Genomic DNA, 20,762 nt, shown 5'->3' with positions numbered 1-20,762 from the left:
AAGGTTGGCGCGGGCGCTACTGATGCCGACGTTGGAGATTGGCCGAAACCCCGTGACGTCGTCATCCTCGGGCTTGACCCGAGGATCCATTCCGTGACCTTTGCCGCAGAGTGGACGGTGCAGAATTCTGTAACCGTTGCAACGCCTTAGCGTAACGGCATGGATTCCAGGGTCCGCGCGCGTCGCTTCGCTCCTTGCTCCGCCCCATACATGACGACGGAGAAGAGGGACACGGCCAATCGCGAAGGTTGGCGCTGTCCCGTCGGCATCTCCAACAAAAAACCCCGGCCATGAACTGACCCCCGAAAGTTGGACACAACCTCCGGGGGTCAGTTCACAAGGCCGGGGTTTTGATCTGTAACCCGTGGCGCCTTCTATTCTGCTGGCGATGGTTTCTTGCGGAACAGCGCCGCCAGATTGTCCCACAATTCGATCTTGGCGCCCTGGCGCTTCATGATGACGCCCTGCTGCAGGATCGACAGCGTGTTGTTCCAGGCCCAGTAGATGACGAGGCCGGCCGGGAACGAACCCATCATGAAGGTGAAGATCACCGGCATCCAGGTGAAGATCGCCGCCTGCGTCGGATCCGGCGGCGCCGGGTTCATGCGCATCTGCAGGAACATGGTGATGCCCATGACCACCGCCCAGGCGCCCATATGCGGCAGGAAGGCGGGCGCCGCGAAGGGCAGCAGGCCGAACAGGTTGAAGATCGACGTCGGATCGGGCGCCGCAAGGTCGTGGATCCAGCCGAAGAATGGCGCGTGCCGCATCTCGATGGTGATGTAGAGCACCTTGTAGAGCGAGAAGAAGACCGGGATCTGCAGCGCCACCGGCCAGCAGCCGGCGAGCGGATTGATCTTCTCGGTCTTGTAGAGCTCCATCATCGCCTGCTGCTGCTTCATCTTGTCGTCCGCGTATTTCTCGCGGATTTCGACCATCTTCGGCTGCACCTTCTTCATGTTGGCCATCGAGGCGTAGGATTTGTTCGCCAGCGGGAAGAAGATGGCCTTGACGACGACGGTGGTGGCGAGGATCGCCAGCCCGAAATTGCCGAAGAATTTGTAGAGCGTGTCGATCAGCCAGAACATCGGCTTGGTGATGAAGTAGAACCAGCCCCAGTCGATCAACAAGTTGAACTGGCGAATATGACGGTCAGCCTCATAAGCATTGATCTTGGCGACTTCCTTGGCGCCGGCGAAAATCTCCGTCTCGACAGTCGCGGACTGGCCGGCACCGACATTGATCGCATCGGTGAGGAAGTCGGATTGATAGCGGTGGCGCCCGTCCTCGAAGTAGCCATAGCGCGGCTGGAAGGGCTGCTTTTCGGTGGGCACCAGGGTGACGGCCCAGTATTTGTCGGTGATGCCGAGCCAGCCGTCTGTCGACTTGCCCGGCTTGACTTCCTTGTCCTTTTCGATGGCCGCGTATTTGTATTCCGTCAGCCCTTCGGTGCCGGTGACGCCGATCAGGCCTTCATGCAGCACATAGGTGCTGGCGACGGCCGGCTTGTCGTAGCGCGTGACGCGGCCGTAGTTGAACAGGCTGACGGCTGCGCTTCCCGAATTCTGCACCGTGTCGGAAACGGTGAACATGTAGTTGTCGTCGACCGAGATGGTGCGCTTGAAGGTCAGGCCCTTGTCGTTGGTGTAGGTGAGCGTCACCGGCGTCGACGGGGTCAGCGTCGGATTGCCTTCGACGCTCCACACCGTGTCCGAGCTAGGCACCGCGCCTGTCTTGTCGGTGCCGACGAAACCGATCTCGGCGAAATAACCGGTGGGCAGCGCCTGCGGGTTGAGAAGCTGGATCTCGGGCGAGTTCTTGTCGACCGTCTCGGTGTAGTGCTTGAGCTTCAGGTCGTCGAGGCGCGCGCCTGTCAGGTTGATCGAACCCTCGAGGCTGGGCGTGTCGATCTTGACGCGCTTGGTCGCGGCAACAGCCTGGTCGCGGCTGGCCGCCGTCACCGCATCGCCGCCGGGCGCGTTGGGGATCGCGCCAGCGGTGGGAGCCGGCGTTCCGGCCGCGCCGGAGTTGGTGCCGCCGCCCGCTTCCTTCTTCTGCGCCTCGACGCGCTGTTGCTCGACGCGGGTCTGCTCGCGCTGCTGCTCCATGCGCGGGTTCATGTAGAACACCTGCCAGAGGGTCAGGATCAGCACCGACAGCGCGATGGTGATGAAGAAATTGCGGTTGTTTTCCATCGAAAGCCTTTGGCCTATCGTGTTCCGCGCAGCCGGCGGGAAAGCTCGGCCTTCAACTGGCCGAACGGGATGGCAAGCACGTCTTCACGCCCGACGATGACATAATCATTGCCGGGCGCCATGTCATCGGCGGCATGGACGCGCACGGCTTCCCTCAGTCGCCGCCGGACGCGGTTGCGCACCACGGCGTTGCCGACCTTCTTGGTGACGGTGTAGCCGACGCGCGGCGCAAGGTCATCGCCGCGGTCGAGAACTTCAACGAGAAAAAGCCGCCCGCGGCGTTTCTCGCCGCCGCGCACAGACAGGAATTCCGCGCGTTTCAGAAGCCGCCCGGGGGTTTTCCCCTTTGGCTTGCCGGTTGCGGGCAACGATCTCGTCTTTCGTTCAGGCGCTGAGCCGCTTGCGGCCGCGATTGCGGCGGGCGGCAACGACGCCACGGCCACCCTTGGTGGCCATGCGGGCACGGAAACCATGCCGGCGCTTACGGACGAGCTTGGACGGTTGGTAGGTACGCTTCATTTGTTTTAATACCGCGGGGTGCGGCCCTTCTTGATTCTGTCACTCTGTAACAGGAGCTTTGCCGGGCCGGCTTAGGCGCGATCGAAACCGCGCCGGGACGAATGGCCCGAGCGTGAGCGGGCTTATAGGAAGAAGGTTTTGGGAAGTCAATCCGGGGTGCCTCCGAGGCTTTTTTGCTGGACCAAGGTTGAAATTGGCAAAAAAGCCGCAAATCGCATAATCTTGGCCGATCAAGCCTTTGTGAATGCGCGTCAATGACGAGTGAAACTCTGCCCACGAACGAGAAGGCAAGGCCGGCGGCGAATTCGACGCGCCGGGTGCCGCTGTCGCGTGGCCTGTCGACCAAGCTCCTCTTCCTCACCATCGCCTTCGTGCTTTTGGCTGAAATCCTGATCTTCCTGCCCTGGATCGCCAGCTACCGGGTCAATTGGCTGAAGGAGCGGTTGAGCACCGCCGCCGCCGTGTCGATCGTGCTCTTGCAGGGCGAGCCCAACGCGCTGTCGCATAACGCCCAGAACGACGTGCTGATGGCGATCGGCGCCAAGGCGATCGCCGTGCGCGACGGCGGCGTCTCGCGGCTGCTCGTCGTTTCCGACATGCCGCCCCAGGTCGACGAGCATATCGACATCGCCGATGTCGGCCTGGTCAACGGCATGACCGGCGCGCTCGACACGCTGTTCTTCGGCGGCAAGCGCATGCTGCGGGTCTTCGGCCCGGTCGGCGACAGCGATAAGGAATTCGAGCTGATCATGCCGGACTACAGGCTGCGCGACGCCATGCTTCGATATTCGCGCAACGTCGCCGTCGTCTCGCTGCTGATTTCGCTGTTCACCGCCATGCTGGTCTATGCGGCGATCGACCTGATCATGATCGGGCCGATCCGCACCATGACGCGCTCGATTCTGGCCTTCTCCGAGGCGCCCGACGATCCCGGCCGCGTCATCCGCCCCGCCGACCGCGCCGACGAGATCGGCGTGGCCGAGCGCGAGCTGTCGCAGATGCAGGACCGGCTGCAGAAGATGCTGTCGGAGCAGAAGCATCTCGCCGACCTCGGCCTGGCCGTCTCCAAGATCAACCACGACATGCGCAACATCCTGGCGTCCGCGCAGCTGATGTCGGACCGGCTGCGCCAGGTGAAGGACCCGACCGTGCAGGCCTTCGCGCCGAAGCTTCTGCGCGCCCTCGACCGCGCCGTCTCCTATTCCGAAGGCGTGCTTCACTACGGCCGCACCCAGGAGCCGGCGCCGTCGCGCCGGCGGCTCAGGCTGCGCCAGCTGGTCGACGACGTGCACGGCCTGCTCGACATCGAGGAGGGCATCGAGTTCATCAACGGCGTCGAGCTCGCCTTCGAGGTCGACGCCGATTCCGACCATCTCTTCCGCGTGCTCACCAATCTCTGCCGCAACTCCATTCAGGCGATGGCCGCCGACACCGAAAGCGCGGTGGTGCGCCGGCTGGCGGTCGCCGCCGAGCGCCATGGCAGCGTCAGCCGCATCACCGTCACCGACACCGGCCCCGGCCTGCCGCCCAAGGCGCGCGAGAACCTGTTCGCCGCCTTCCGCGGCTCGGCCCGCAGCGGCGGCACCGGCCTCGGCCTGGCGATCGCGCACGAGCTGACCCGCGCCCATGGCGGCACCGTCGAGCTCGTCGAATCGATCGGCGGCCGCACCGTCTTCGCCGTCACCATCCCCGATCAGCCTGTCCGGCTCGACCAGGCGCGCAACGGCCTGCGCCGCCCGGCTTGAGGTTGCCGCCTCCGGCTGAGCCGCCTGTCGGCGACGGCGCGCCTCGATCAAAGCCAGCAAAACCGCCTGCGACAAAACTTTTGCCGGATCGACTTGCTTTTCGCGAATTCAGTCGTTAGGGAACACTCCACATCGCGGCCGGCCGTCTCGACCGGAACGCGGGGCCTGTGTCATGCACGGCCTGTTGCGCGCCCGTAGCTCAGCTGGATAGAGCACCAGACTACGAATCTGGGGGTCAGGAGTTCGAATCTCTTCGGGCGCGCCAAATACCGCCAACTGCCCTCCATAGTGCGCCATTGCATCGGCAACCGGCCCCCCGCATCGAGCTCTACGTCGGTAGAGCCAGCCAGGTCTGAATCCCGAACAGGCTGTTCGGACCGCTTCGGGCTGCTGCGGACGTGCGCTCCGAATGGGTTACACCGCGCCCGGCGACCATTCAGTTCAATTCCCCCGGGACGGATGATCTGGTCAGCTCCGGTGCTGTCCCGGTGATGGAAGTCGCCGCGAAAGAGATACGTAACGGTGCCGAGACCGGTATGTGGGCGCGGTCGGACATCGACGCCTTGCCAGGGCAGGAACTCGGCGGGCCCGGCCTGATCGAAGAAGATGAACGGTCCGACCATCTGCCGCTTCGGCGCTGGCAGGGCGCGACAAACCTCGAAGTCGCCCAAGTCGCGGGATCGCGGAATGATGAGGGTCTCGATGGCGTCGATGCCCACCTCATCGGGGCAGCCGGGCTCGATGGCTGGGTTCCAACTCATGTGCGTCATCCTCCTGCGCTGCCAGAATGTCTAAACTGGCGCGCGACCGGCTGCCAGACTAGCAAACACCTAGATAAGTCAAGCTGTGTCGCAGCAGGTGGAACATTCGGGCCTATATCGCCGAAGGAATGCCGACGTCGAATGCAGATCCTTGGCTAAGCTTCTTAGCCGTCGAGACCCCAAAGCTTCGGGTTCCGTTTGAAATACTCAGTCAGCATTTCGGTGAGCACCCGCACTTTCCGCGCGGGATGCTGACCCGGCGGGCGTACGACATACGCGGCCCCCGGAGGTACCGGATAGCGTGTCATGATCGGAACCAATGCACCGGAGGCCACATATTCATATGTGATGCAATCGGGGAGCCAGGCGATGCCGAGGCCTGCCGCAGCAGCAGCGGCAAGTGCCGTGGCGCTGTCGGCCTTGAACTTGCCCTGCGGCTGGACCGTAACAATCTTGCTGCCATCCATGAACTGCCAGGCTGCCGTTCCCTGCATGAGGGCCTGATGGGTGACGAGTTCGTCCAGAGTCTCCGGTGACCCATGCGCTTTGATGTAATCCGGGCTTGCGACAAGTTTTCCATGGATCGGCCCGACGCGCTGCGCGATCAGGTTGGAGTCCTGAAGGTAGGCGCCCCGGATCGCGCAATCGAAACCCTCTGCGATGAGATCGACGAAGCGATCGCTGTAGGAGGTCTGGATGTGAAGCCGCGTGTGCTGGCGCGCCATTTCCGCAAGCACGGGGGCGAAGTGCGTCGGGCCGAAAGTAAGCGGCATGGCAACCCTCAGGCGGCCGCGAAGGTCGCCGGATGGCAGGATGGTTTCCCTGGCGGTATCGATCTCGGCGCTGGCTCTGGCCGCGTGGTCTCTGAACGTGATCCCCGCTTCCGTAAGCGCGGCCCCGCGGGTCGTTCGTGCAAGAAGCTGGACGCCGAGTTCTGCCTCGATCCGGAAAAGCCGCCGGCTCACGATTGACTTGGAGACGCCGAGCCGGCGTGCGGCGGCCGATACGCCCCCTGCATCGGCCACGGCGACGAATGTCTGGAGATCTTCGATGTTCATTTCGTCGTTCCTTATTTCGCGACACAGCTTACCTGAATACGGCACTACCTCATCACCTAAAGGAACAGCAAATTGCGTCCCGGCAACGTCGCCGGCTGGCGCATGTCTCCCGTGAACCCATCGCCGTCCATAGCGGCAGAGAAAGGATGTCTTGATGACCCCTCGTAACGGCCTCGATTCGCTTCTTCGTCCCGAAGATTCGGTCCTCGTTCTGATCGACCACCAGCCTTATCAACTCGCAAACCTGAACAGCCACGATCCGCACATGGTGGTCAACAACACGACCGCGCTGGCGAAGCTGGCAAAAGCCTTCAATGTTCCGACCATTCTCACCAGCGTGATCGCGGCGCGCGGCGGACGTCCCTTCAAGCAGATCACCGACGTATTTCCGGGCCAGGAAGTCATCGATCGCACCTGGGTGAACACCTGGCAGGACGAGAATGTGGTGAACGTCGTCAAGGCGACCGGCCGCAAGCAGCTGATCATCGCCGGCCTGTGGACCGAGGTCTGCGTCGCAATGCCTGTGATCCAAGCCGCCGGCGAAGGCTGGGACGTGACCGTGATCACCGACGCGTCGGGCGGGATTTCGAAGGAGTCTCACGAAGTTGCCATCCAGCGAATGATCGCGGCCGGCGCGAACGTGATGACCGTGATGGCGCTCGCTGGCGAATGGCAACGCGATTGGGCGCGCACCGAGCATGTCGAGGAGCTGACCGAGATTCTCATCCAGCACTTCGGCGGCAGCGGCATCGCGTATCTTTGGGAGCAGCAGCTTCTCAACACGCCAGTAGCTGGCTGATCCCGGCCGGGATGGCGAGCATTTCGATGAGGGTCGGAATCGATCCGTTTGCCGGCCCTCGCCATTCTCACCTCACGGGAAAGCCTTTGATGTCAGCGATAAATCCATGTGCGCGGATGCTGGCCCCGGCTGACCCGGCAGCGGTGAAGCCTTCCGCCGAAACGGCTCGATCTGGCCCGCCGCGCCTCTTTCTGGTCGTTGAGCAAGTGGCTGGCCGATCCCGAAAGCGTCATCTGGCGCGACTAGGCGCGGCCGCCCATGGCGCCAAAGGCAGAGGCCGGAAAGGGTCGGTGCGCGGTGAGCTACGCGATCCAGGACACGCCCGACATGGTGCAGCAACGCTAAGAGCGGTTCCTACCGCAAGACAAGGCAACCATCGCAGCGCAAGTGATCCGGAACTTTGCGGAATGGCGCAACGCGTTCTGGAGCACTTGCACAATCAGGTGGAGGCAACCGGCAACCTGCTCGGTCACAGGCGATCATCACGCGGAGGTAAATGATCGCCTGCCGTGTCGCTCGGAGCGGCGGTCCGACGGCTTAGACTTACATCTCTTGTTCCCAGAAGCCGCGGGTGTTCACGTTAGCGGCGTCGGCAAGAGCTTCCAACTCCGCGATGTCGTCGCTGGTGAGCGTGATGCTGCTGGCTCGGGCCAGACCGTCGACATGATGGGGCTTGGTGACGCCGACGATCGGCGTCGTGCCCTTGGCCATCGCCCACGCTGTCGCGACATCGGGCGCTGCTGCACCCTGGCTCAGGCCGATCGAGGCGAGCTTGTCCGTCAGCGCCTTCAGTTGAGCCAGCATGCCGTTGTAGATCTCCGCCCGGCTGCTGCCTTCCGGCAGCGGATTCTCCGGGCTGTACCGGCCGGTCAAGGCGCCCTGTTCGAGCACCATATAGGCGAAGAACGGAATGCCTTGGTTGCGGCAATAGTCCAGGATGCCAGCTTGCTCAGAGCTGCGGTAGAGGAGGCTATAGTGGTTCTGGACGGCTTCGACCCGGAACCCGGCTTCGCCCAGGATCTGGTCGGCGAGCTTGATCTCGCTCAGGTTGTGATTCGAGACGCCGACATGTTTGACCTTCCCGCTCTTCAGCAACGGAATGAGGTGCGGAGTCCACCGCGGCACATCGGCTGGATTGTGAATCCAGTAGAGGTCTATGTAGTCGGTGCCGAGGTTGGCCAGGCTCTGCTGCAGCATGTCCGCCACCGGATCGTCGCTGGTTCTCGCGATCCGCGGGTTGAACTTCGTGGAGAGCTGGTAGCCGCTGCGGGCGTAGCGCTTCAGGACCTCCCCGAGTACGGTTTCGGAGCGGCCCATGCCGTACACCAGGGCGGTGTCCCACAGGGTGAACCCGGCCGCGTGCGCCTTGTCGGCGGCCTCTTCCAGGCCAGCTTGAGTCAGGTGGCTGCCGAAGTAGCCGTTGCCAGTCTCGCCACTGTCGCCCCAGGCCCACGTGCCCAGTGCGACCGTGGGGGTCTTCAGATTATCGGTTCTCATGTTTGCTCCATCCTTGTTCCGCAGCCAGGTTTGCTGTGACCCAGGCGCCGCTGACACTGTGATGCTAGGCGACGTCGAACCGTTAGCCTGATGCGCCGGGATTACTGCCCAATCCTCCAGAAGCTGCGGGTTCGCATTGCCGCCCTTCCGCGCGCGTGCGATGGTCCGATTCATGGAAACGCTGACCGAAATCGCGGCCGTGATTGCCCGGCACGTCGCGAAGGATGGCTTCCACGCCACCCCCATCGAACGTGTGACGCTTGTTCGATCCTCCACGGTGACGATGCCGATGCCGAATGTTTACCGGCCGCAACTGTGCCTCGTCGCGCAGGGGCGCAAGGAGATCACGCTGGGCGACCGCGTGTTCCGATACGCACCGGGGCGCTATGGGGTCGTGACCTACGACCTGCCGGTTATAGGCCATGTGGTCGAGGCGACGCCCGACAAGCCCTATCTTTGCCTGTACCTCGATTTCGATCCGGTCATGCTGGGGGACTTGGCGTTGCGCGTGCCGCCGCCGCCGCGAGCGCCATCCCCGCCCATAGGCAAGACGGTGTCCGACGCCGGCGCCGGTCTGCTCGACGCGGCGCTACGCCTGCTACGCCTGCTCGACGATCCGGCAGCGCTGCCCGTGCTCGGGCCGCTTGCCGAGCAGGAAATTCTCTATCGCCTGCTCGCCGGCCCGGACGGCGCCAGGATGCGCCACATCACCTCCGGCCAGGGTCGGGTGGCCCAGGTCGGCCGCGCCATCGCCTGGATCGGGAAGAACTTCCGGGAACGGTTCAGCATCGAGCGGCTTGCCGCGGAAGTAGGCATGAGTCCGTCGAGCCTGCACGAGCATTTTCGCGCCGTGACGGCGATGACGCCGCTGCAATTCCAGAAGCAGCTCAGGCTGCAGGACGCGCGCAGCCTGATGCTGGTCCAGGACATCGACGCCACGACTGCCGCCTTCCGCGTAGGTTACGAAAGCGCGTCGCAGTTCAGTCGCGAATATCGCCGCCACTTTGGAGAACCGCCGGCGCGCGACATAGCCCGCTTGCGCGCCTCGCCGGGCTTGGCAGTGGTAGCTTGAGTTCAGCCTGCCCGGCGCCGGTTTCAAATTGGCGTTCATGCGTGCCAAAAACCAATTGCAAAATAAAATCGGTCGACCTAACCTGAACCGATTGCATAACGCAATCAGATTGCGCGAATCCATGTGAGGAGCAGGCAATGGCCAAGCTCGTGTTCGGAATGAACCAGTCGCTGGACGGCTATGTCGATCATACGGGGTTCGGGCCAAGCCCCACGCTCTTCCGCCACTTCATCGCGGAGGCCGAGCGGCAGTCGGGCAGCGTCTACGGTCGCCGCATGTACGAGATCATGCGCTATTGGGACGACGAGCATCCCGAGTGGGATGCCGAGCGGCTTGCCTACGCGGCGGCGTGGCGGCGCCAGCCGAAATGGGTCGTCTCGCGCTCGTTGAAGTCTGTAGGTCCCAACGCCACGCTCGTCGAAGATGATCTTGAGGGCGCAATGCGGAAGCTGAAGGCCGAGCGCGACGGCGAGATCGAAGTCGCCGGCCCGGACTTGGCGCGAAGCCTCGCCGAACTGGGCTTGATCGACGAATATCGGATCTACCTGCACCCGGTCGTGCTTGGTCACGGCAAGCCCTATTTCGCCGGACCCCGCCCACCGCTCCGCCTGATGGCGCATGATCGGATCGGCGAAGATGTGATCAGGTTGACCTACGCTCCGGCCTGATCTCGCGACGTCCGGCGCGCCACCGCCTGTCGAAAATTCGTAAGGTCTCAGCTCGCGCGCGGCGCCGTTCGGGCCTGCACGAGCAGCCAGCGTTCAAACCCCCACAAAAGCATCGGACAGGCCATAAGTGCCGCCGAGCCGAGGCCGAGGGCTGCGCCTGCGTGGCCAGTCCAAAGCGCCAGCCTGCCGCCGAGCCAAGGCGCGATCAGCATCGTGGCGTAGTAGACCGTGTAGAAGAGTCCCATTCCCAGCGCTCGCGTCGCCGGCGCCAGCACCCGCGCCGGCAGGCTCATGATCGATCCGGCTGGGAGCCCGCAGACGAGGCCGAGCGCAACCAATGTGGGCGGCACCGGCGAGCCCCGCCACAACAGCACAATCAGCGCAGCGAAAGCCAGGCAGCTTGCGGCAAGCAGCGCATTGCGGCTTCCCGCGCGGTCCGCGAGGTAGCCTCCAAGGGGAACGGATAGGGCCGCGAGCCACAGCACGATGCTGACGGCCGAGCCGGCGGCGGCCGTCGACCAGCCGCGCTCGACCAGCATCGACGGCGCGAAACTGAAGATCATGGCGAAGCCGACATTGTAGAAGGCCCATATCAAGCCTGCCAGCAGCACGGCCCAGACGGCCGGCAGCCCAAGTCGCGCGTCTTGCGCTGAAACCGGAGCGGCGGACTGGCCTGGCGGCCGGTAGAAAAGCCCCACCAGCGCCAGGGCTGCGCCGATAAGCGCCATGACCGCGATCTGCGCGCCCGCAATTCCGAATTCAGCCTGGATCAGCGGCAGCGCGACGAGCGTGAGGGCAATGCCCAGCGGCCATGAGTTGATGAAGATCGCCATCGCCGTGGCGATCTGCCGGCCCGCGAACCAGTCGACCATCATCTTGGTCATGAGCACGTTCAACAGCACGCCGCCTATGCCCGCGATCAGCCGGCCGGCGATTTGCACGCTCCATGAAGTCGAGATGCAAAGCAGCGCCTCGCCCGCCAGCATCATGACCAATCCGGCAAGCACGGTCGCTTTGTCGCCAAAGCGCCGTCCGATCGCACCGCCCGGCAGCGCCAGCGCGATGCCCGGCGCGAAATAGAGGCCTATGAGCACGCCTATATCGGCGAGATTGGCGTTCAGTGTCTTCCCCAGCTCCGGCGCGATGGCCGCGATACTCTGGAATTGCACCGCCATTGCGGCGCGAGCGGCAAAGAGGACTGCAAGGATCGTCCAGCGGCCACGCATGACGATCAGGTCCGGCGCGGAGGGCATGCCTGCCGGCGCATCGGTTGGCTCGTGCAAAAAGACCTGCTTTCGCTCGGCCTGCGCCGCCCGGCGGTCCGGCACTGCGTGCAGGCCAACGCTGACCGTGGCCATACGGCCGAACTGCCCCCTCCCATCTTTTGCCCCACCAAATCTGCGGGCGGCCGCTACGGCCGGCCTGCTGCCTGCGCAATCGAGCTTCTCGAATTTTTGCGGCCCGGACCTCTCTTCGAAATCCTAGCACGGCTCGGCTCGCACTGAAAATGCGATTGCCGGGCTCGTCGTCTCCGTCAGCTGCGGGCGCCCGCCTTGCCGTTGGCGCCGTCGAGCAGCGCGATCAATCCCTTGAGGATCTCGATCGGCGCCGGCGGGCAGCCTGGAATGTGCAGGTCGACGGGCACCACGTCCGCCACGCCGCCGACGACCGCGTAGCTGCCGGCGAAGCAGCCGCCGTCCCTGGCGCAGTCGCCGAGCGCGACCACCCATTTCGGGTTGGGGGTCGCGTCGAAAGTCCGCTTCAGCGCCTCGCGCATGTTTTTCGTGACGGGCCCGGTGACCAGAAGCACGTCGGCATGGCGCGGCGACGCGACGAAGCGGAAGCCGAAGCGCTCGATGTCATAGAAGGCGTTGTTGAGCGCGTGCATTTCAAGCTCGCAACCGTTGCAGGAGCCGGCGTCCACGGCGCGGATCGACAGGCTTCGGCCGAGCCGCTTGCGGGCAAGCCCGTCGAGGGCGCGCGCCAGCTCGTCGACGGCCGCGTCGCTCGCTTGCGGCGGGCGCTCGGTCAAGGGCGGGCGGATCAGGCTTTCGAAGAGCAGTTTTCGCATGGCGGTGTGCCTTGGCCGGGCTTAGAGGTCGTGGCCGGAATAGGAGCAGTTGAACGATTTGTTGCAGAGCGGGAAGTCGGCGACGATGTTGCCTTCGATCGCCGCTTCCAGCAGCGGCCACTGGAACCATGAAGGGTCGCGCAGGTGGCAGCGCTCGATCGTGCCGTTCTCGCCGATGCGCAGCCAGGCCAGTATGTCGCCGCGGAAACCCTCGACCAGCGCCATGCCCTCGCGCGGCTCTCCCGGCGCGGCGATATCGACGCGGATCGGGCCGGCGGGCAGCCGCCCGAGGATCTGTTCGACCAGCGACAGGCTCTGCTCGACCTCGCGCACGCGGATCCAGACGCGCGCGTTGACGTCGCCCTCCCGCAGCACCGGCACATCGAAGGCGAGCTCGTCATAGGGTGCGTAACCCGGGGCGCGGCGCGCGTCGAAATCGCGGCCCGACGCCCGCCCGACATAACCGCCGGCGGCATGTTGCCGGGCAAGCTCGACTTTCAGCCGGCCGGTCGCCACCGTGCGGTCCTGCAGCGATGCCGTGTTGTCGTAGAGTTCGACCAGATGCGGGAAGCGCTTCCTGATCTCCGCGACCAGCGACCGAATGGCGCTCGTCCCCGCCTCGTCCAGATCGCTCGCCGTGCCGCCGGGTACGATACGGTCGCGCATCAGGCGATGGCCGAAGGCAGCGTCGGCGGCGCGCAGCACGCGCTCGCGCAGCACGCCGCAATGCGCGTGCATGATCGCGAAGGCGGCGTCGTTGCAGATGGCGCCGATGTCGCCGAGATGATTGGCAAGGCGCTCCAGTTCGGCCATCAGCGCCCGCAGCCAGATTGCACGCGCGGGAACCTCGAGCCCGAGCGCGGCTTCGACAGCGCGGCCAAAGGCCAGCGAATAAGCGACCGTGCTGTCGCCCGACGTCCTGCCCGCGAGTTTTGCGGCCCGGTCGATGGGCGCGCCTGCCATCAGGCCCTCGACGCCCTTGTGCACATAACCCAGCCGCTCTTCCAGCCGCACCACCGTTTCGCCGCCGGCCGTGAAGCGGAAATGCCCCGGCTCGATGATGCCGGCATGCACCGGCCCGACCGCGATCTGGTGCAGGCTTTCACCCTCGGCCGCGAGGAACCGGTAGGAGGCGGCGGTCGCCGGTCCGCCGGGCCGCACGGCCAGCGGATGCGAGACGCCCCATTGGCCATGGTCGAGCCAGCGGCGGGTGTCGGCCAGGCTCTGCGGCGCCAGCCCGAACAGGTCCGCGGCGGCGCGTTCCAGCCGCAGCGCTGGCGGATGGTGCTGGCCGACCGACGGGTAGCGGCCGCCGCGGCAATCCAGGCTGACGACGCCGATGCTCTGCGCTTCGTCGAGAAGCGCCATATGCACCTTGTCCGGCTCCCCCCACAGGCCGAGCAGGCTCCAGCGACCATTGGCGAGCTGCTCGACCGCGAGGTTCCAGACCTTAGCGGTCACCACGGCGCGCGGCCAGGGAACGTGATGCTCGATCCGACGACCGGCTTCGATGACATCGGCGAGCACGGGCGTTTTTTTCCTCACCATGCGCATCACCCCAGAATCCCGGCGACGTGCTGGAACCACGCCACCAGCGGCGCCGGCAGATAGATGCCGGCGGCAAACACCAAGGCGAGGTGCGAGTACATCGGCACGTAGGACGCCTCGACCGGCGCCATGCCGCCGCGCGGCTCGCCGAAGGCAAGCCCCGTCAGCCGCAACAGCAGCGCGCCGAAGACGATCAGCAGCCCGAACACCAGCGGGATCGCCAGCCACGGATGCCTGGCGAAAGTCGAGCTGACGACCAGGAACTCGCTCATGAAGATGCCGAGCGGCGGCAGGCCGGCGATCGCAACGACGCCGATGACGAGCGCCCAGCCAAGCCCGGGATGGCTTTCGGTCAGGCCGCTGATCTCGGAGATCTTCTGCGTCCCCTTGACCTGCGCGATATGGCCGACGGCGAAGAAGATCGCCGATTTGGTCAGGCTGTGCATGACCATGTGCAGCAGGCCGGCGAAGTTGGCGAGCGGGCCGCCCATGCCGAACGCGAAGACGATGATGCCCATATGCTCGATCGAGGAATAGGCGAACAGGCGTTTGATGTCGCGGCGGCGGTAGAGCATGAAGGCCGCGAAGATCAGCGAGGTCAGCCCCATCGTGACCATCAGCGGTCCGGGGCCGATCGCCTGCGGGCTCGCCGCGAGCAAAAGCTTGAAGCGCAGCACGGCATAGAGCGCGACGTTGAGCAGCAGGCCCGACAGCACCGCCGAGATCGGCGTCGGGCCCTCGGCATGCGCGTCGGGCAGCCAGGCATGCAGCGGCGCGAGACCGACCTTGGTGCCGTAGCCGAGCAGCAGGAAGATGAAGGCGACGCTGAGCAGCGCCGGGTCGAAATGCGCCGCCTTTTCGATCAGCACCGACCAGACCATGGCGTTGGTGCCTTCGCCGACGACCGGCTGCGCGGCCATGTAGACGAGGATGGTGCCGAACAGCGCCAGCGCGATGCCGACGCTGCCGAGGATGAAGTATTTCCAGGCCGCCTCCAGCGCCTCATGCGTGCGGTAGATGCCGACCATCAGCACGGTGGTCAGTGTGGCGAGCTCCACCGCGACCCACATCAGGCCGATATTGTTCGACACGAACGCGAGGTTCATGCCGAACATCATGATCTGGTACATCGCGTGGTAGAATCTGAGGTTCGGCGCGGTCAGCCGGCCGGTCTCCAGCTCATGCGCGATATAGGACGCGCTGAACACGCTGGTGGTGAAGCCGACGAATGTGTTGAGCACGATGAAGACGATGTTGAGATCGTCGACGATGAGATATTGCCCCGGCGCCGGCCGCTCGGTGACGAACAGCGACAGCGCGGCGAGCAAGGTGAGCAGGCTCGCTATCACGTTCACGATCGCCGTCATGCGGTAGTTGGGCAATGCCGCCAGGATGGCCGCGGCGGCGGCCGGAATGAAAAGGATCGCGGCCACGGCGTCGAAGGAGAACCCGCTCACCGGCGTTCTCCCCGGTAGTCGTCGAGCGCGCCGACATCGACCGAATCGAACCGTTCCCGGATGCGGAACAGGAAGACGCCGATGACGATGAAGGCGATCAGGATCGAGAAGGCGACGCTGATCTCGACCACCAGCGGCATGCCCTTGGCGCCGGTGGCGGCCAGCACCAGGCCGTTCTCCAGCGACATGAAGCCGACGACCTGGCTGACGGCGTTGCGCCTTGTCACCATCACCAGCAGCCCCAGCAGGATGATCGACAGCGCGAAGGCGAGGTCCTCGCGGGCGAGCGGGTCGGCCTCGGGCGTCACCCGAAGCATCAGCACCATGGAAAGCGTCACCAGCCCGATGCCGGCGAGCATGGTCGGGCCGATGCCGACGGCGGTCTCGATGTCGCGGTGGATGCCGAGCCGCTGGATGATGCGATGCAGCCCGACGGGAATGACGATCGCCTTGAAGACCAAAGCGATGCCGGCGGTGATGTAGAGATGGTGCGCGTCCTGGATATAGGCCTGCCAGGCCACCGAGAGCGCCAGCACCACCGCATGCAGCGCAAAGACGTTGATCAGCGCGAACAGCCGGTCCTGGTAGAGCATCATGAAGGAGATCAGCACCAGGCTGCCGGCGAGCAGATGGGCGATGTCGAAGGTGAGACCGTTCATCACAGGCTCCGCGAAACGAACAGCAGGAGCGTGCCGAGCAGCGCCAGCATCAGCGCAGCGCCCAGGAAGTCCGGCACGCGGAAGACACGCATCTTGGCGACCGCCGTCTCGAACACGGCGAGCAGGATGGCAAGCACGGCGAGCTTGGCGAGATAGGCGGCGGCGCCGATGGCCAGCGATTGCGGCCCCGTCCCGGCGCTCGCCAGCCCCCAGGGCAGGAAGACGCAGGAGATCAGCGACATGTAGAGCAGCAGCTTGAGGAAGCTGGCGAGCTCGATCATCGCCAGATGGCGGCCGGAATATTCCAGGATCATCGCCTCATGCACCATGGTGAGCTCCAGGTGCGTGGCGGGATTGTCGACCGGGATGCGCGCGTTCTCGGCGATGGCCACCATCACCAGCGCGATCAGCGACATGCCGAGCGACACCCGCAGCCCGACCTGCGGCGAACCCATGAAGGCGGCGACAGTCGAAAGCTGCGTGGCGCCGGCCACCAGTGCCAGGCTGAAGACGATGAGCAGCATCGCGGGTTCGGCCAGCGACGCGATCATCACCTCGCGGCTGGCGCCGATGCCGCCGAAGCTGGTGCCGACCTCCATCCCCGCCAACGCCAGGAAGAAGCGCGCGCTGCCGAGCAGCGCCACGATGGCGATGAGATCGGCCGCCCAGCTGAACTGGAGGCCGGAGGCGAAGGTCGGAACGAGCGCCGCCGCGACCCATGTGGCGGCGAAAATCAGGTAGGGCGTCACGCGAAACAGCCAGGACGCGTTGTCCGCCAGCACGACCTCCTTGCGCATCAGCCTGACGAGATCGCGATAGGGCTGGATCACCGAGGGTCCCTGCCGCCGCACCAGCCTCGCCTTCACCTTGCGCACGAAGCCGATCAGAAGCGGCGCCAGCAACAGCACCGAAAACATCTGCGCGCCCTGCACGGCAAGCTCCAGGATCACGGCCATAGCGCAAGCACCAGGAGCAGGATGACGAGGTAGAGGAAGACCAGCGTCAGGTAGCGGCGGATGGTCAGGAACTGCAGGTGGTTCAGGCGCTCGGTGGCGAAATCGATCGCGCCGGCGATCGGCTGGTAGAAGATATCCCAGGCCAAATCATGCATATCGACCTTGAGGCGCGCCGGTTCGAGGGAACCCGGCGCCGGCATGTCCACCGTCTCGCGGGCGCGGAACGCGAAGCTGCCGAAGACGCGGCGGATGGGCTGCGCGAAGCTGACGGCGGTGTATTGCGCGGCGGGCACCGGGTCGGCGAAGCCGCACCCCCATGCAATGCCCCTGCGCAGCGCATGCGAGGCGAAGCGGTGGATGAAGAAGGCCGCGAGCGACGCCGAAATGGCGATGAAGGCGAAGACCAGCAGGCCGTTATAGGAGCTGCGGCTCTCCGCGATCGGCACGATCGACAGCCAGGGCTCGGCCATCTGCACCGGCATGCGGTCGCCGATGAGCGAAAGCGTCACCGGCGACAGGCCGTCGATGACCAAGCCGGGCAGGATGCCGGCGAGCAGGCAGAAGGCGGCAAGCACGGCCATCGCCGCCAGCGACCAGCGGTCGACCTCACGCGCCCGTTCCACCGCCGCCGATCGCGCCCGGCCAAGGAAGGTGATGCCGAATGCCTTGACGAAGCAGGCCGCGGCCAGCGCCGCCGCCAGCGCCAGCATGCCGCCGACCGCGGGCACGATGACCTTCAGCCCCCATTGCGGCAGTTCAGGGCTGCGCAATATGGCCTGGAAGACCAGCCATTCGGAGGCGAAGCCGTTGAAGGGCGGCAGCGCCGAGATCGAGACGCAGCCGACGAGAAAGACGAAGCTGGTGACCGGCAGGCGGTGGATGAGGCCGCCGAGCTTTTCCATGTCGCGTTCGCCGGTTGCCGTCAGCACCGCGCCGGCGCCGAAGAACAGCAGGCTCTTGAAGAAGGAATGGTTGAGCACGTGGAAGAGCGCCGCGGTGAGGGCCAGCGCCGCGGCCGAGGGCATGGCGTTCGCCTTGAAGGCAAGCGCAAGGCCGAGACTGGCAAAGATGACGCCGATATTCTCGATGGTCGAATAGGCGAGCAGCCGCTTCAGGTCCTTTTCCGTCAGCGCGTGAAGAATGCCCAGCACCGCCGTCACGCCGCCGATGAGGAGCACGGCGACGCCCGACCACCATGCCGGCGCGCCAAGCAGGTCGAACACCACGCGGATGAAGCCGTAGATGGCGACCTTGGTCATGACGCCGCTCATCAGCGCCGAGACGTGGCTGGGTGCCGCCGGATGGGCAAGCGGCAGCCAGGCATGCAGCGGCACCAGGCCGGCCTTGGAGCCGGCGCCGAGCAGCATGAGAACGAGCACCGCGCCTGCCGCGAACGGACCTGGATGCGCCGTCCGCATCGCGTCGAACGCATAGGTTCCCGCCGGGCCCGCCAGCAGGCCGAAGGCAAGCAGCAGCGCCATCGTGCCGAAGCTCGCCATCACCAGGTATATGGTGCCGGCGCGTCGGTTGGCCTCGTCGCGATGATGCGCCATGACCAGCGCCCAGGAGGCGAGCGACATGAACTCCCAGGACAAGAGGAAGCTGAAGGCGTCGTTGGCCAGCACCACGAGGTTCATGCCGGCGAGGAACGCCGGATAGAACGGCAGCACGCGATGCGGCGCGGATTCGTGCCGGCCGTAGCCAAGGGCATAAAGGCTGGTGACGGCGCCGCCCAGATTGACGACGATGAGGAAGAACGCCGACAGGCCGTCGAGACGGAACCGGGAGCCCGTCCAGGGCAGGCCGAGCGGCAAGGTGGCGGACGCCTCGCCGGAATTGCCGGCGAGATGGCTGGCAACGATCACGATCAGGGCGGCTGAAATGGCAAACGCGGCGCCGTAGACCAGACGCGTCGCGGTGGTGTGCCGGCTGACGACCGCGGCAAGGATGGCTGTTGCCAGAAGCGCGGCAGGACCGCACAGCACAAGAGCCACGGTCGAGATCACGGCAGGCTCCCGCCAGGCTCGACATCGCCGGCATCGGATGCCCTGGCCGGATCGAACCCGCTCTTCAGCCGCACGCCGCGACCGCCGCCCTGGCTGACCGTGCCTTCGCCGATCAGTTCGATGCCGGCCGCCTCGAGCGCGGCGATCAGCTTCATCAGCGAATCGACATTGCCCCGGATGATCGAGCCGCTGGCTTCCATGCGCTGGATCGTCGGCACCGACAGGCCGGACAATTCGGCAAGCCGGCGTTGATCGATGCCGAGCAACGATCTTGCGGCGCGCAATTGCGGTGCGGTTATCACCGACGACTCTCTCGTTCAGTTCTGAGATATGAGGTGTCGGTGCTGCAGCCTACATTAAAATGTTCTATCGTCAAGGATTGATGTATTAAACATATATGTTGATGCCACCGCAGCCGCAGGTCGGCTATGGGCATTTGCCAGCGGAAGATCGATTGCGAAGTAGCAAACGCGGTCCGGAGCCGTCATGCCCGCTCGCCAGAGGTGAGGAGAATATCAGCCTCCGCGACGCAATAAGGCGCGTGGCGGAAATCGCGGATGCGGACGACTTCATCGCCGCGCCAGTCGATCAGCACGAAGCCGCGCACCGTATCGCCGGCTCGCGGGTTACGGATCAGGATCGCCGGCCGGGCCTCGACGAAGCCGAGTGACAACCCCCAGTCGCTCATGCGGTCGTAATTGCCGAAATAGGTCGAGGCTTCCTTCTTGCCGTTGAGGCGGGCGCGGTTGACGACGTCGACCTGAATGTCCTCGGCGATCAGCATCCTCACCCCGTCGAAATCGCGCGCGTTGAACAGGTCGACATAGCGGCACAGCCGACGCCCCTCCTCCGGGTCGAGCTTCGGCATGGTCATGTCGTCCGGCAACGCCGCCATCGCCTTCAACTCCGCCCGGCCGCGATGCAGCGCCGCCTTGACGGCGGCAAGCGTCGCGCCCGTCACCTCGCAGGTCTCATGCAGGCTGAGGCCGAGCACGTCGACCAGGATCACGGCGCTGCGCTGCGTCGGCGTCAGCCGCATGAAGCGGCCCAGGCTCATGGCAGTCGCGAGCCTCGTCTCGGCGCTGGCGGAGAGGTCCGCTATCGCGGTCATGTCGGCCTCGCTCATTCGCGAACGCTCCCGCTGGCGGCGGCGCAGATGATCCTGCGCCGCATTGTGGGCGATGCGGAACAGCCATTGCTCGGGACGCTCGACGCGCGCGCCGCCATCATGGGCGGCAAGCGCCTTCACCGTCGCCTCCTGCACGATGTCCTCACCCTCGATCGCCGAGCCGGCCATGCGGGCGGCGTAGCGATGCAGTTTCGGCCGCAGGCCGACGAGCATGGCTTCAAGTTCCGCGCGGCCGAACCCTGCTGAGCTCATCGTCCTCTTTCTCGCCTCGCCGATCACAAGCCGGCCCTAGTCAGGCGGGCACGGCTTCATCGGCTTTGGCCAGCATACGATAGTTGCCGACGATCTTCGCCGGCGACCTCGCCAGCGGCGTCGAACGCCGCCCGGCATGATCGGCGCCGAACGCCTTGAACGCGTCCAGTTCGGTCAGCGCCGAACTGTCCTTGTCGTAACCGACGAGGTGGACGAATTCGCCATTCTCCAGTTCGAGCACCAGATAGCGCACCGATTGCGGCTGCGTTTCATCCAGCGCCTCGAACACCTTTGCCACCAGCGCCCGGTTCTCGGCGGTGCTGGCGTCCTTCACGCCGTAGCGGATGAGATTGTAGGTCATGGTCGTCTC

19 protein-coding genes, 1 tRNA gene and 1 pseudogene are annotated in these 20,762 nt (G+C 65.1%); 5 read left to right on the top strand and 16 right to left on the bottom strand.

Annotated elements, in window-relative coordinates; translation table 11 throughout:
* Window positions 1-374 precede the first annotated feature (374 nt).
* From yidC to rpmH, 3 genes are read right to left on the bottom strand one after another with little or no spacing between them, the layout of a single operon-like run.
* On the bottom strand, window positions 375-2,195 hold the full coding sequence (gene yidC, locus FJW07_RS22605) for a membrane protein insertase YidC (RefSeq protein WP_140858831.1): 1,821 nt from the start codon (window positions 2,193-2,195) through the stop codon (window positions 375-377).
* A 14-nt stretch (window positions 2,196-2,209) separates the two neighbouring features.
* Window positions 2,210-2,563: a ribonuclease P protein component gene (rnpA, locus tag FJW07_RS22600; protein WP_140858830.1), complete on the bottom strand. Its 354-nt coding sequence runs from the start codon at window positions 2,561-2,563 to the stop codon at window positions 2,210-2,212.
* Window positions 2,564-2,579: 16 nt separating this feature from the next.
* Complete coding sequence (gene rpmH / locus FJW07_RS22595) at window positions 2,580-2,714, bottom strand: 50S ribosomal protein L34 (protein WP_008833937.1); 135 nt, start codon at window positions 2,712-2,714, stop codon at window positions 2,580-2,582.
* Window positions 2,715-2,968: 254 nt separating this feature from the next.
* Between rpmH and FJW07_RS22590 the strand changes: the two genes are divergently transcribed.
* Window positions 2,969-4,459 (top strand): HAMP domain-containing sensor histidine kinase, encoded by a 1,491-nt coding sequence (locus FJW07_RS22590; RefSeq protein WP_140654506.1) that lies wholly within the window; start codon window positions 2,969-2,971, stop codon window positions 4,457-4,459.
* A gap of 188 nt (window positions 4,460-4,647) precedes the next feature.
* Window positions 4,648-4,724: transfer RNA gene (locus FJW07_RS22585), tRNA-Arg, on the top strand.
* Window positions 4,725-4,793: 69 nt separating this feature from the next.
* On the opposite strand, the pseudogene FJW07_RS22580 reads toward FJW07_RS22585, so the two are convergent.
* Window positions 4,794-5,220, bottom strand: a pseudogene (locus tag FJW07_RS22580) (pirin family protein); the annotation flags it as partial.
* Window positions 5,221-5,384: 164 nt separating this feature from the next.
* Window positions 5,385-6,278, bottom strand: coding sequence for a LysR family transcriptional regulator (locus FJW07_RS22575; protein WP_140858829.1), 894 nt, complete (start codon window positions 6,276-6,278; stop codon window positions 5,385-5,387).
* Window positions 6,279-6,432: 154 nt separating this feature from the next.
* Here FJW07_RS22575 and FJW07_RS22570 point away from each other — a divergent pair, with 154 nt between their 5' ends.
* Window positions 6,433-7,077 carry a hydrolase gene (locus FJW07_RS22570; RefSeq protein WP_140858828.1) on the top strand — a complete coding sequence of 215 codons (645 nt, stop codon included), beginning with the start codon at window positions 6,433-6,435 and terminating at the stop codon, window positions 7,075-7,077.
* 543 nt (window positions 7,078-7,620) lie between these two features.
* Here the strand turns inward: FJW07_RS22570 and FJW07_RS22565 are convergent.
* Window positions 7,621-8,574: an aldo/keto reductase gene (locus tag FJW07_RS22565; RefSeq protein WP_140858827.1), complete on the bottom strand. Its 954-nt coding sequence runs from the start codon at window positions 8,572-8,574 to the stop codon at window positions 7,621-7,623.
* Window positions 8,575-8,746: 172 nt separating this feature from the next.
* Between FJW07_RS22565 and FJW07_RS22560 the strand changes: the two genes are divergently transcribed.
* Together FJW07_RS22560 and FJW07_RS22555 are read left to right on the top strand one after the other, a co-directional pair.
* On the top strand, window positions 8,747-9,646 hold the full coding sequence (locus FJW07_RS22560) for an AraC family transcriptional regulator (RefSeq protein ID WP_140858826.1): 900 nt from the start codon (window positions 8,747-8,749) through the stop codon (window positions 9,644-9,646).
* Window positions 9,647-9,783: 137 nt separating this feature from the next.
* Window positions 9,784-10,314: a dihydrofolate reductase family protein gene (locus FJW07_RS22555; protein WP_140858825.1), complete on the top strand. Its 531-nt coding sequence runs from the start codon at window positions 9,784-9,786 to the stop codon at window positions 10,312-10,314.
* A 47-nt stretch (window positions 10,315-10,361) separates the two neighbouring features.
* Here FJW07_RS22555 and FJW07_RS22550 read toward each other — a convergent pair whose 3' ends face one another.
* The 10 genes from FJW07_RS22550 to FJW07_RS22505 form a co-directional block, all read right to left on the bottom strand.
* A complete protein-coding gene (locus tag FJW07_RS22550) occupies window positions 10,362-11,672 on the bottom strand; it encodes an MFS transporter (RefSeq protein WP_246680845.1) in 1,311 nt (436 codons plus the stop codon).
* A gap of 176 nt (window positions 11,673-11,848) precedes the next feature.
* The gene (nuoB, locus tag FJW07_RS22545) at window positions 11,849-12,385 is read right to left on the bottom strand and encodes an NADH-quinone oxidoreductase subunit NuoB (protein ID WP_140708554.1); all 537 of its coding nucleotides are present in this window, start codon (window positions 12,383-12,385) and stop codon (window positions 11,849-11,851) included.
* A gap of 21 nt (window positions 12,386-12,406) precedes the next feature.
* On the bottom strand, window positions 12,407-13,933 hold the full coding sequence (locus FJW07_RS22540) for an NADH-quinone oxidoreductase subunit C (protein WP_140858824.1): 1,527 nt from the start codon (window positions 13,931-13,933) through the stop codon (window positions 12,407-12,409).
* A 5-nt stretch (window positions 13,934-13,938) separates the two neighbouring features.
* Window positions 13,939-15,390 (bottom strand): hydrogenase 4 subunit F, encoded by a 1,452-nt coding sequence (locus tag FJW07_RS22535; protein WP_140858823.1) that lies wholly within the window; start codon window positions 15,388-15,390, stop codon window positions 13,939-13,941.
* Window positions 15,387-16,049 (bottom strand): hydrogenase-4 component E, encoded by a 663-nt coding sequence (locus tag FJW07_RS22530; RefSeq protein ID WP_112098328.1) that lies wholly within the window; start codon window positions 16,047-16,049, stop codon window positions 15,387-15,389. Before FJW07_RS22530 ends, FJW07_RS22535 begins: the two co-directional genes overlap by 4 nt.
* Window positions 16,049-17,005, bottom strand: a complete 957-nt coding sequence (locus FJW07_RS22525) for an NADH-quinone oxidoreductase subunit H (RefSeq protein WP_140858822.1) — start codon at window positions 17,003-17,005, stop codon at window positions 16,049-16,051. The genes FJW07_RS22530 and FJW07_RS22525 overlap by 1 nt, the downstream gene beginning before the upstream one ends.
* On the bottom strand, window positions 16,996-19,008 hold the full coding sequence (hyfB, locus tag FJW07_RS22520) for a hydrogenase 4 subunit B (RefSeq protein WP_181182702.1): 2,013 nt from the start codon (window positions 19,006-19,008) through the stop codon (window positions 16,996-16,998). The genes FJW07_RS22525 and hyfB overlap by 10 nt, the downstream gene beginning before the upstream one ends.
* Window positions 19,008-19,313, bottom strand: a complete 306-nt coding sequence (locus tag FJW07_RS22515) for a helix-turn-helix transcriptional regulator (RefSeq protein WP_140858820.1) — start codon at window positions 19,311-19,313, stop codon at window positions 19,008-19,010. Before FJW07_RS22515 ends, hyfB begins: the two co-directional genes overlap by 1 nt.
* A 182-nt stretch (window positions 19,314-19,495) precedes the next feature.
* A complete protein-coding gene (locus FJW07_RS22510) occupies window positions 19,496-20,392 on the bottom strand; it encodes an RNA polymerase sigma factor (RefSeq protein WP_140858819.1) in 897 nt (298 codons plus the stop codon).
* Window positions 20,393-20,432: 40 nt separating this feature from the next.
* Window positions 20,433-20,753: a hypothetical protein gene (locus FJW07_RS22505; protein ID WP_246680844.1), complete on the bottom strand. Its 321-nt coding sequence runs from the start codon at window positions 20,751-20,753 to the stop codon at window positions 20,433-20,435.
* Window positions 20,754-20,762: the final 9 nt, after the last annotated feature.

Source organism: Mesorhizobium sp. B3-1-9 (assembly GCF_006439595.1).
GTDB lineage: Bacteria > Pseudomonadota > Alphaproteobacteria > Rhizobiales > Rhizobiaceae > Mesorhizobium.
Note: the sequence above shows the minus strand (reverse complement) of the source record. Positions and strands in the feature narration are given on the sequence as shown.

Bases quoted from the DNA above. Each gene is read 5' to 3' on its own strand.
- yidC (WP_140858831.1), bottom strand. From the start codon at position 2,195: ATGGAAAACAACCGCAATTTCTTCATCACCATCGCGCTGTCGGTGCTG.
- rpmH (WP_008833937.1), bottom strand. From the start codon at position 2,714: ATGAAGCGTACCTACCAACCGTCCAAGCTCGTCCGTAAGCGCCGGCAT.
- FJW07_RS22590 (WP_140654506.1), top strand. From the start codon at position 2,969: ATGACGAGTGAAACTCTGCCCACGAACGAGAAGGCAAGGCCGGCGGCG.
- FJW07_RS22575 (WP_140858829.1), bottom strand. From the start codon at position 6,278: ATGAACATCGAAGATCTCCAGACATTCGTCGCCGTGGCCGATGCAGGG.
- FJW07_RS22570 (WP_140858828.1), top strand. From the start codon at position 6,433: ATGACCCCTCGTAACGGCCTCGATTCGCTTCTTCGTCCCGAAGATTCG.
- FJW07_RS22565 (WP_140858827.1), bottom strand. From the start codon at position 8,574: ATGAGAACCGATAATCTGAAGACCCCCACGGTCGCACTGGGCACGTGG.
- FJW07_RS22560 (WP_140858826.1), top strand. From the start codon at position 8,747: ATGGAAACGCTGACCGAAATCGCGGCCGTGATTGCCCGGCACGTCGCG.
- FJW07_RS22555 (WP_140858825.1), top strand. From the start codon at position 9,784: ATGGCCAAGCTCGTGTTCGGAATGAACCAGTCGCTGGACGGCTATGTC.
- FJW07_RS22550 (WP_246680845.1), bottom strand. From the start codon at position 11,672: ATGGCCACGGTCAGCGTTGGCCTGCACGCAGTGCCGGACCGCCGGGCG.
- nuoB (WP_140708554.1), bottom strand. From the start codon at position 12,385: ATGCGAAAACTGCTCTTCGAAAGCCTGATCCGCCCGCCCTTGACCGAG.
- FJW07_RS22540 (WP_140858824.1), bottom strand. From the start codon at position 13,933: ATGGTGAGGAAAAAAACGCCCGTGCTCGCCGATGTCATCGAAGCCGGT.
- FJW07_RS22530 (WP_112098328.1), bottom strand. From the start codon at position 16,049: ATGAACGGTCTCACCTTCGACATCGCCCATCTGCTCGCCGGCAGCCTG.
- FJW07_RS22525 (WP_140858822.1), bottom strand. From the start codon at position 17,005: ATGGCCGTGATCCTGGAGCTTGCCGTGCAGGGCGCGCAGATGTTTTCG.
- FJW07_RS22510 (WP_140858819.1), bottom strand. From the start codon at position 20,392: ATGAGCTCAGCAGGGTTCGGCCGCGCGGAACTTGAAGCCATGCTCGTC.
- FJW07_RS22505 (WP_246680844.1), bottom strand. From the start codon at position 20,753: ATGACCTACAATCTCATCCGCTACGGCGTGAAGGACGCCAGCACCGCC.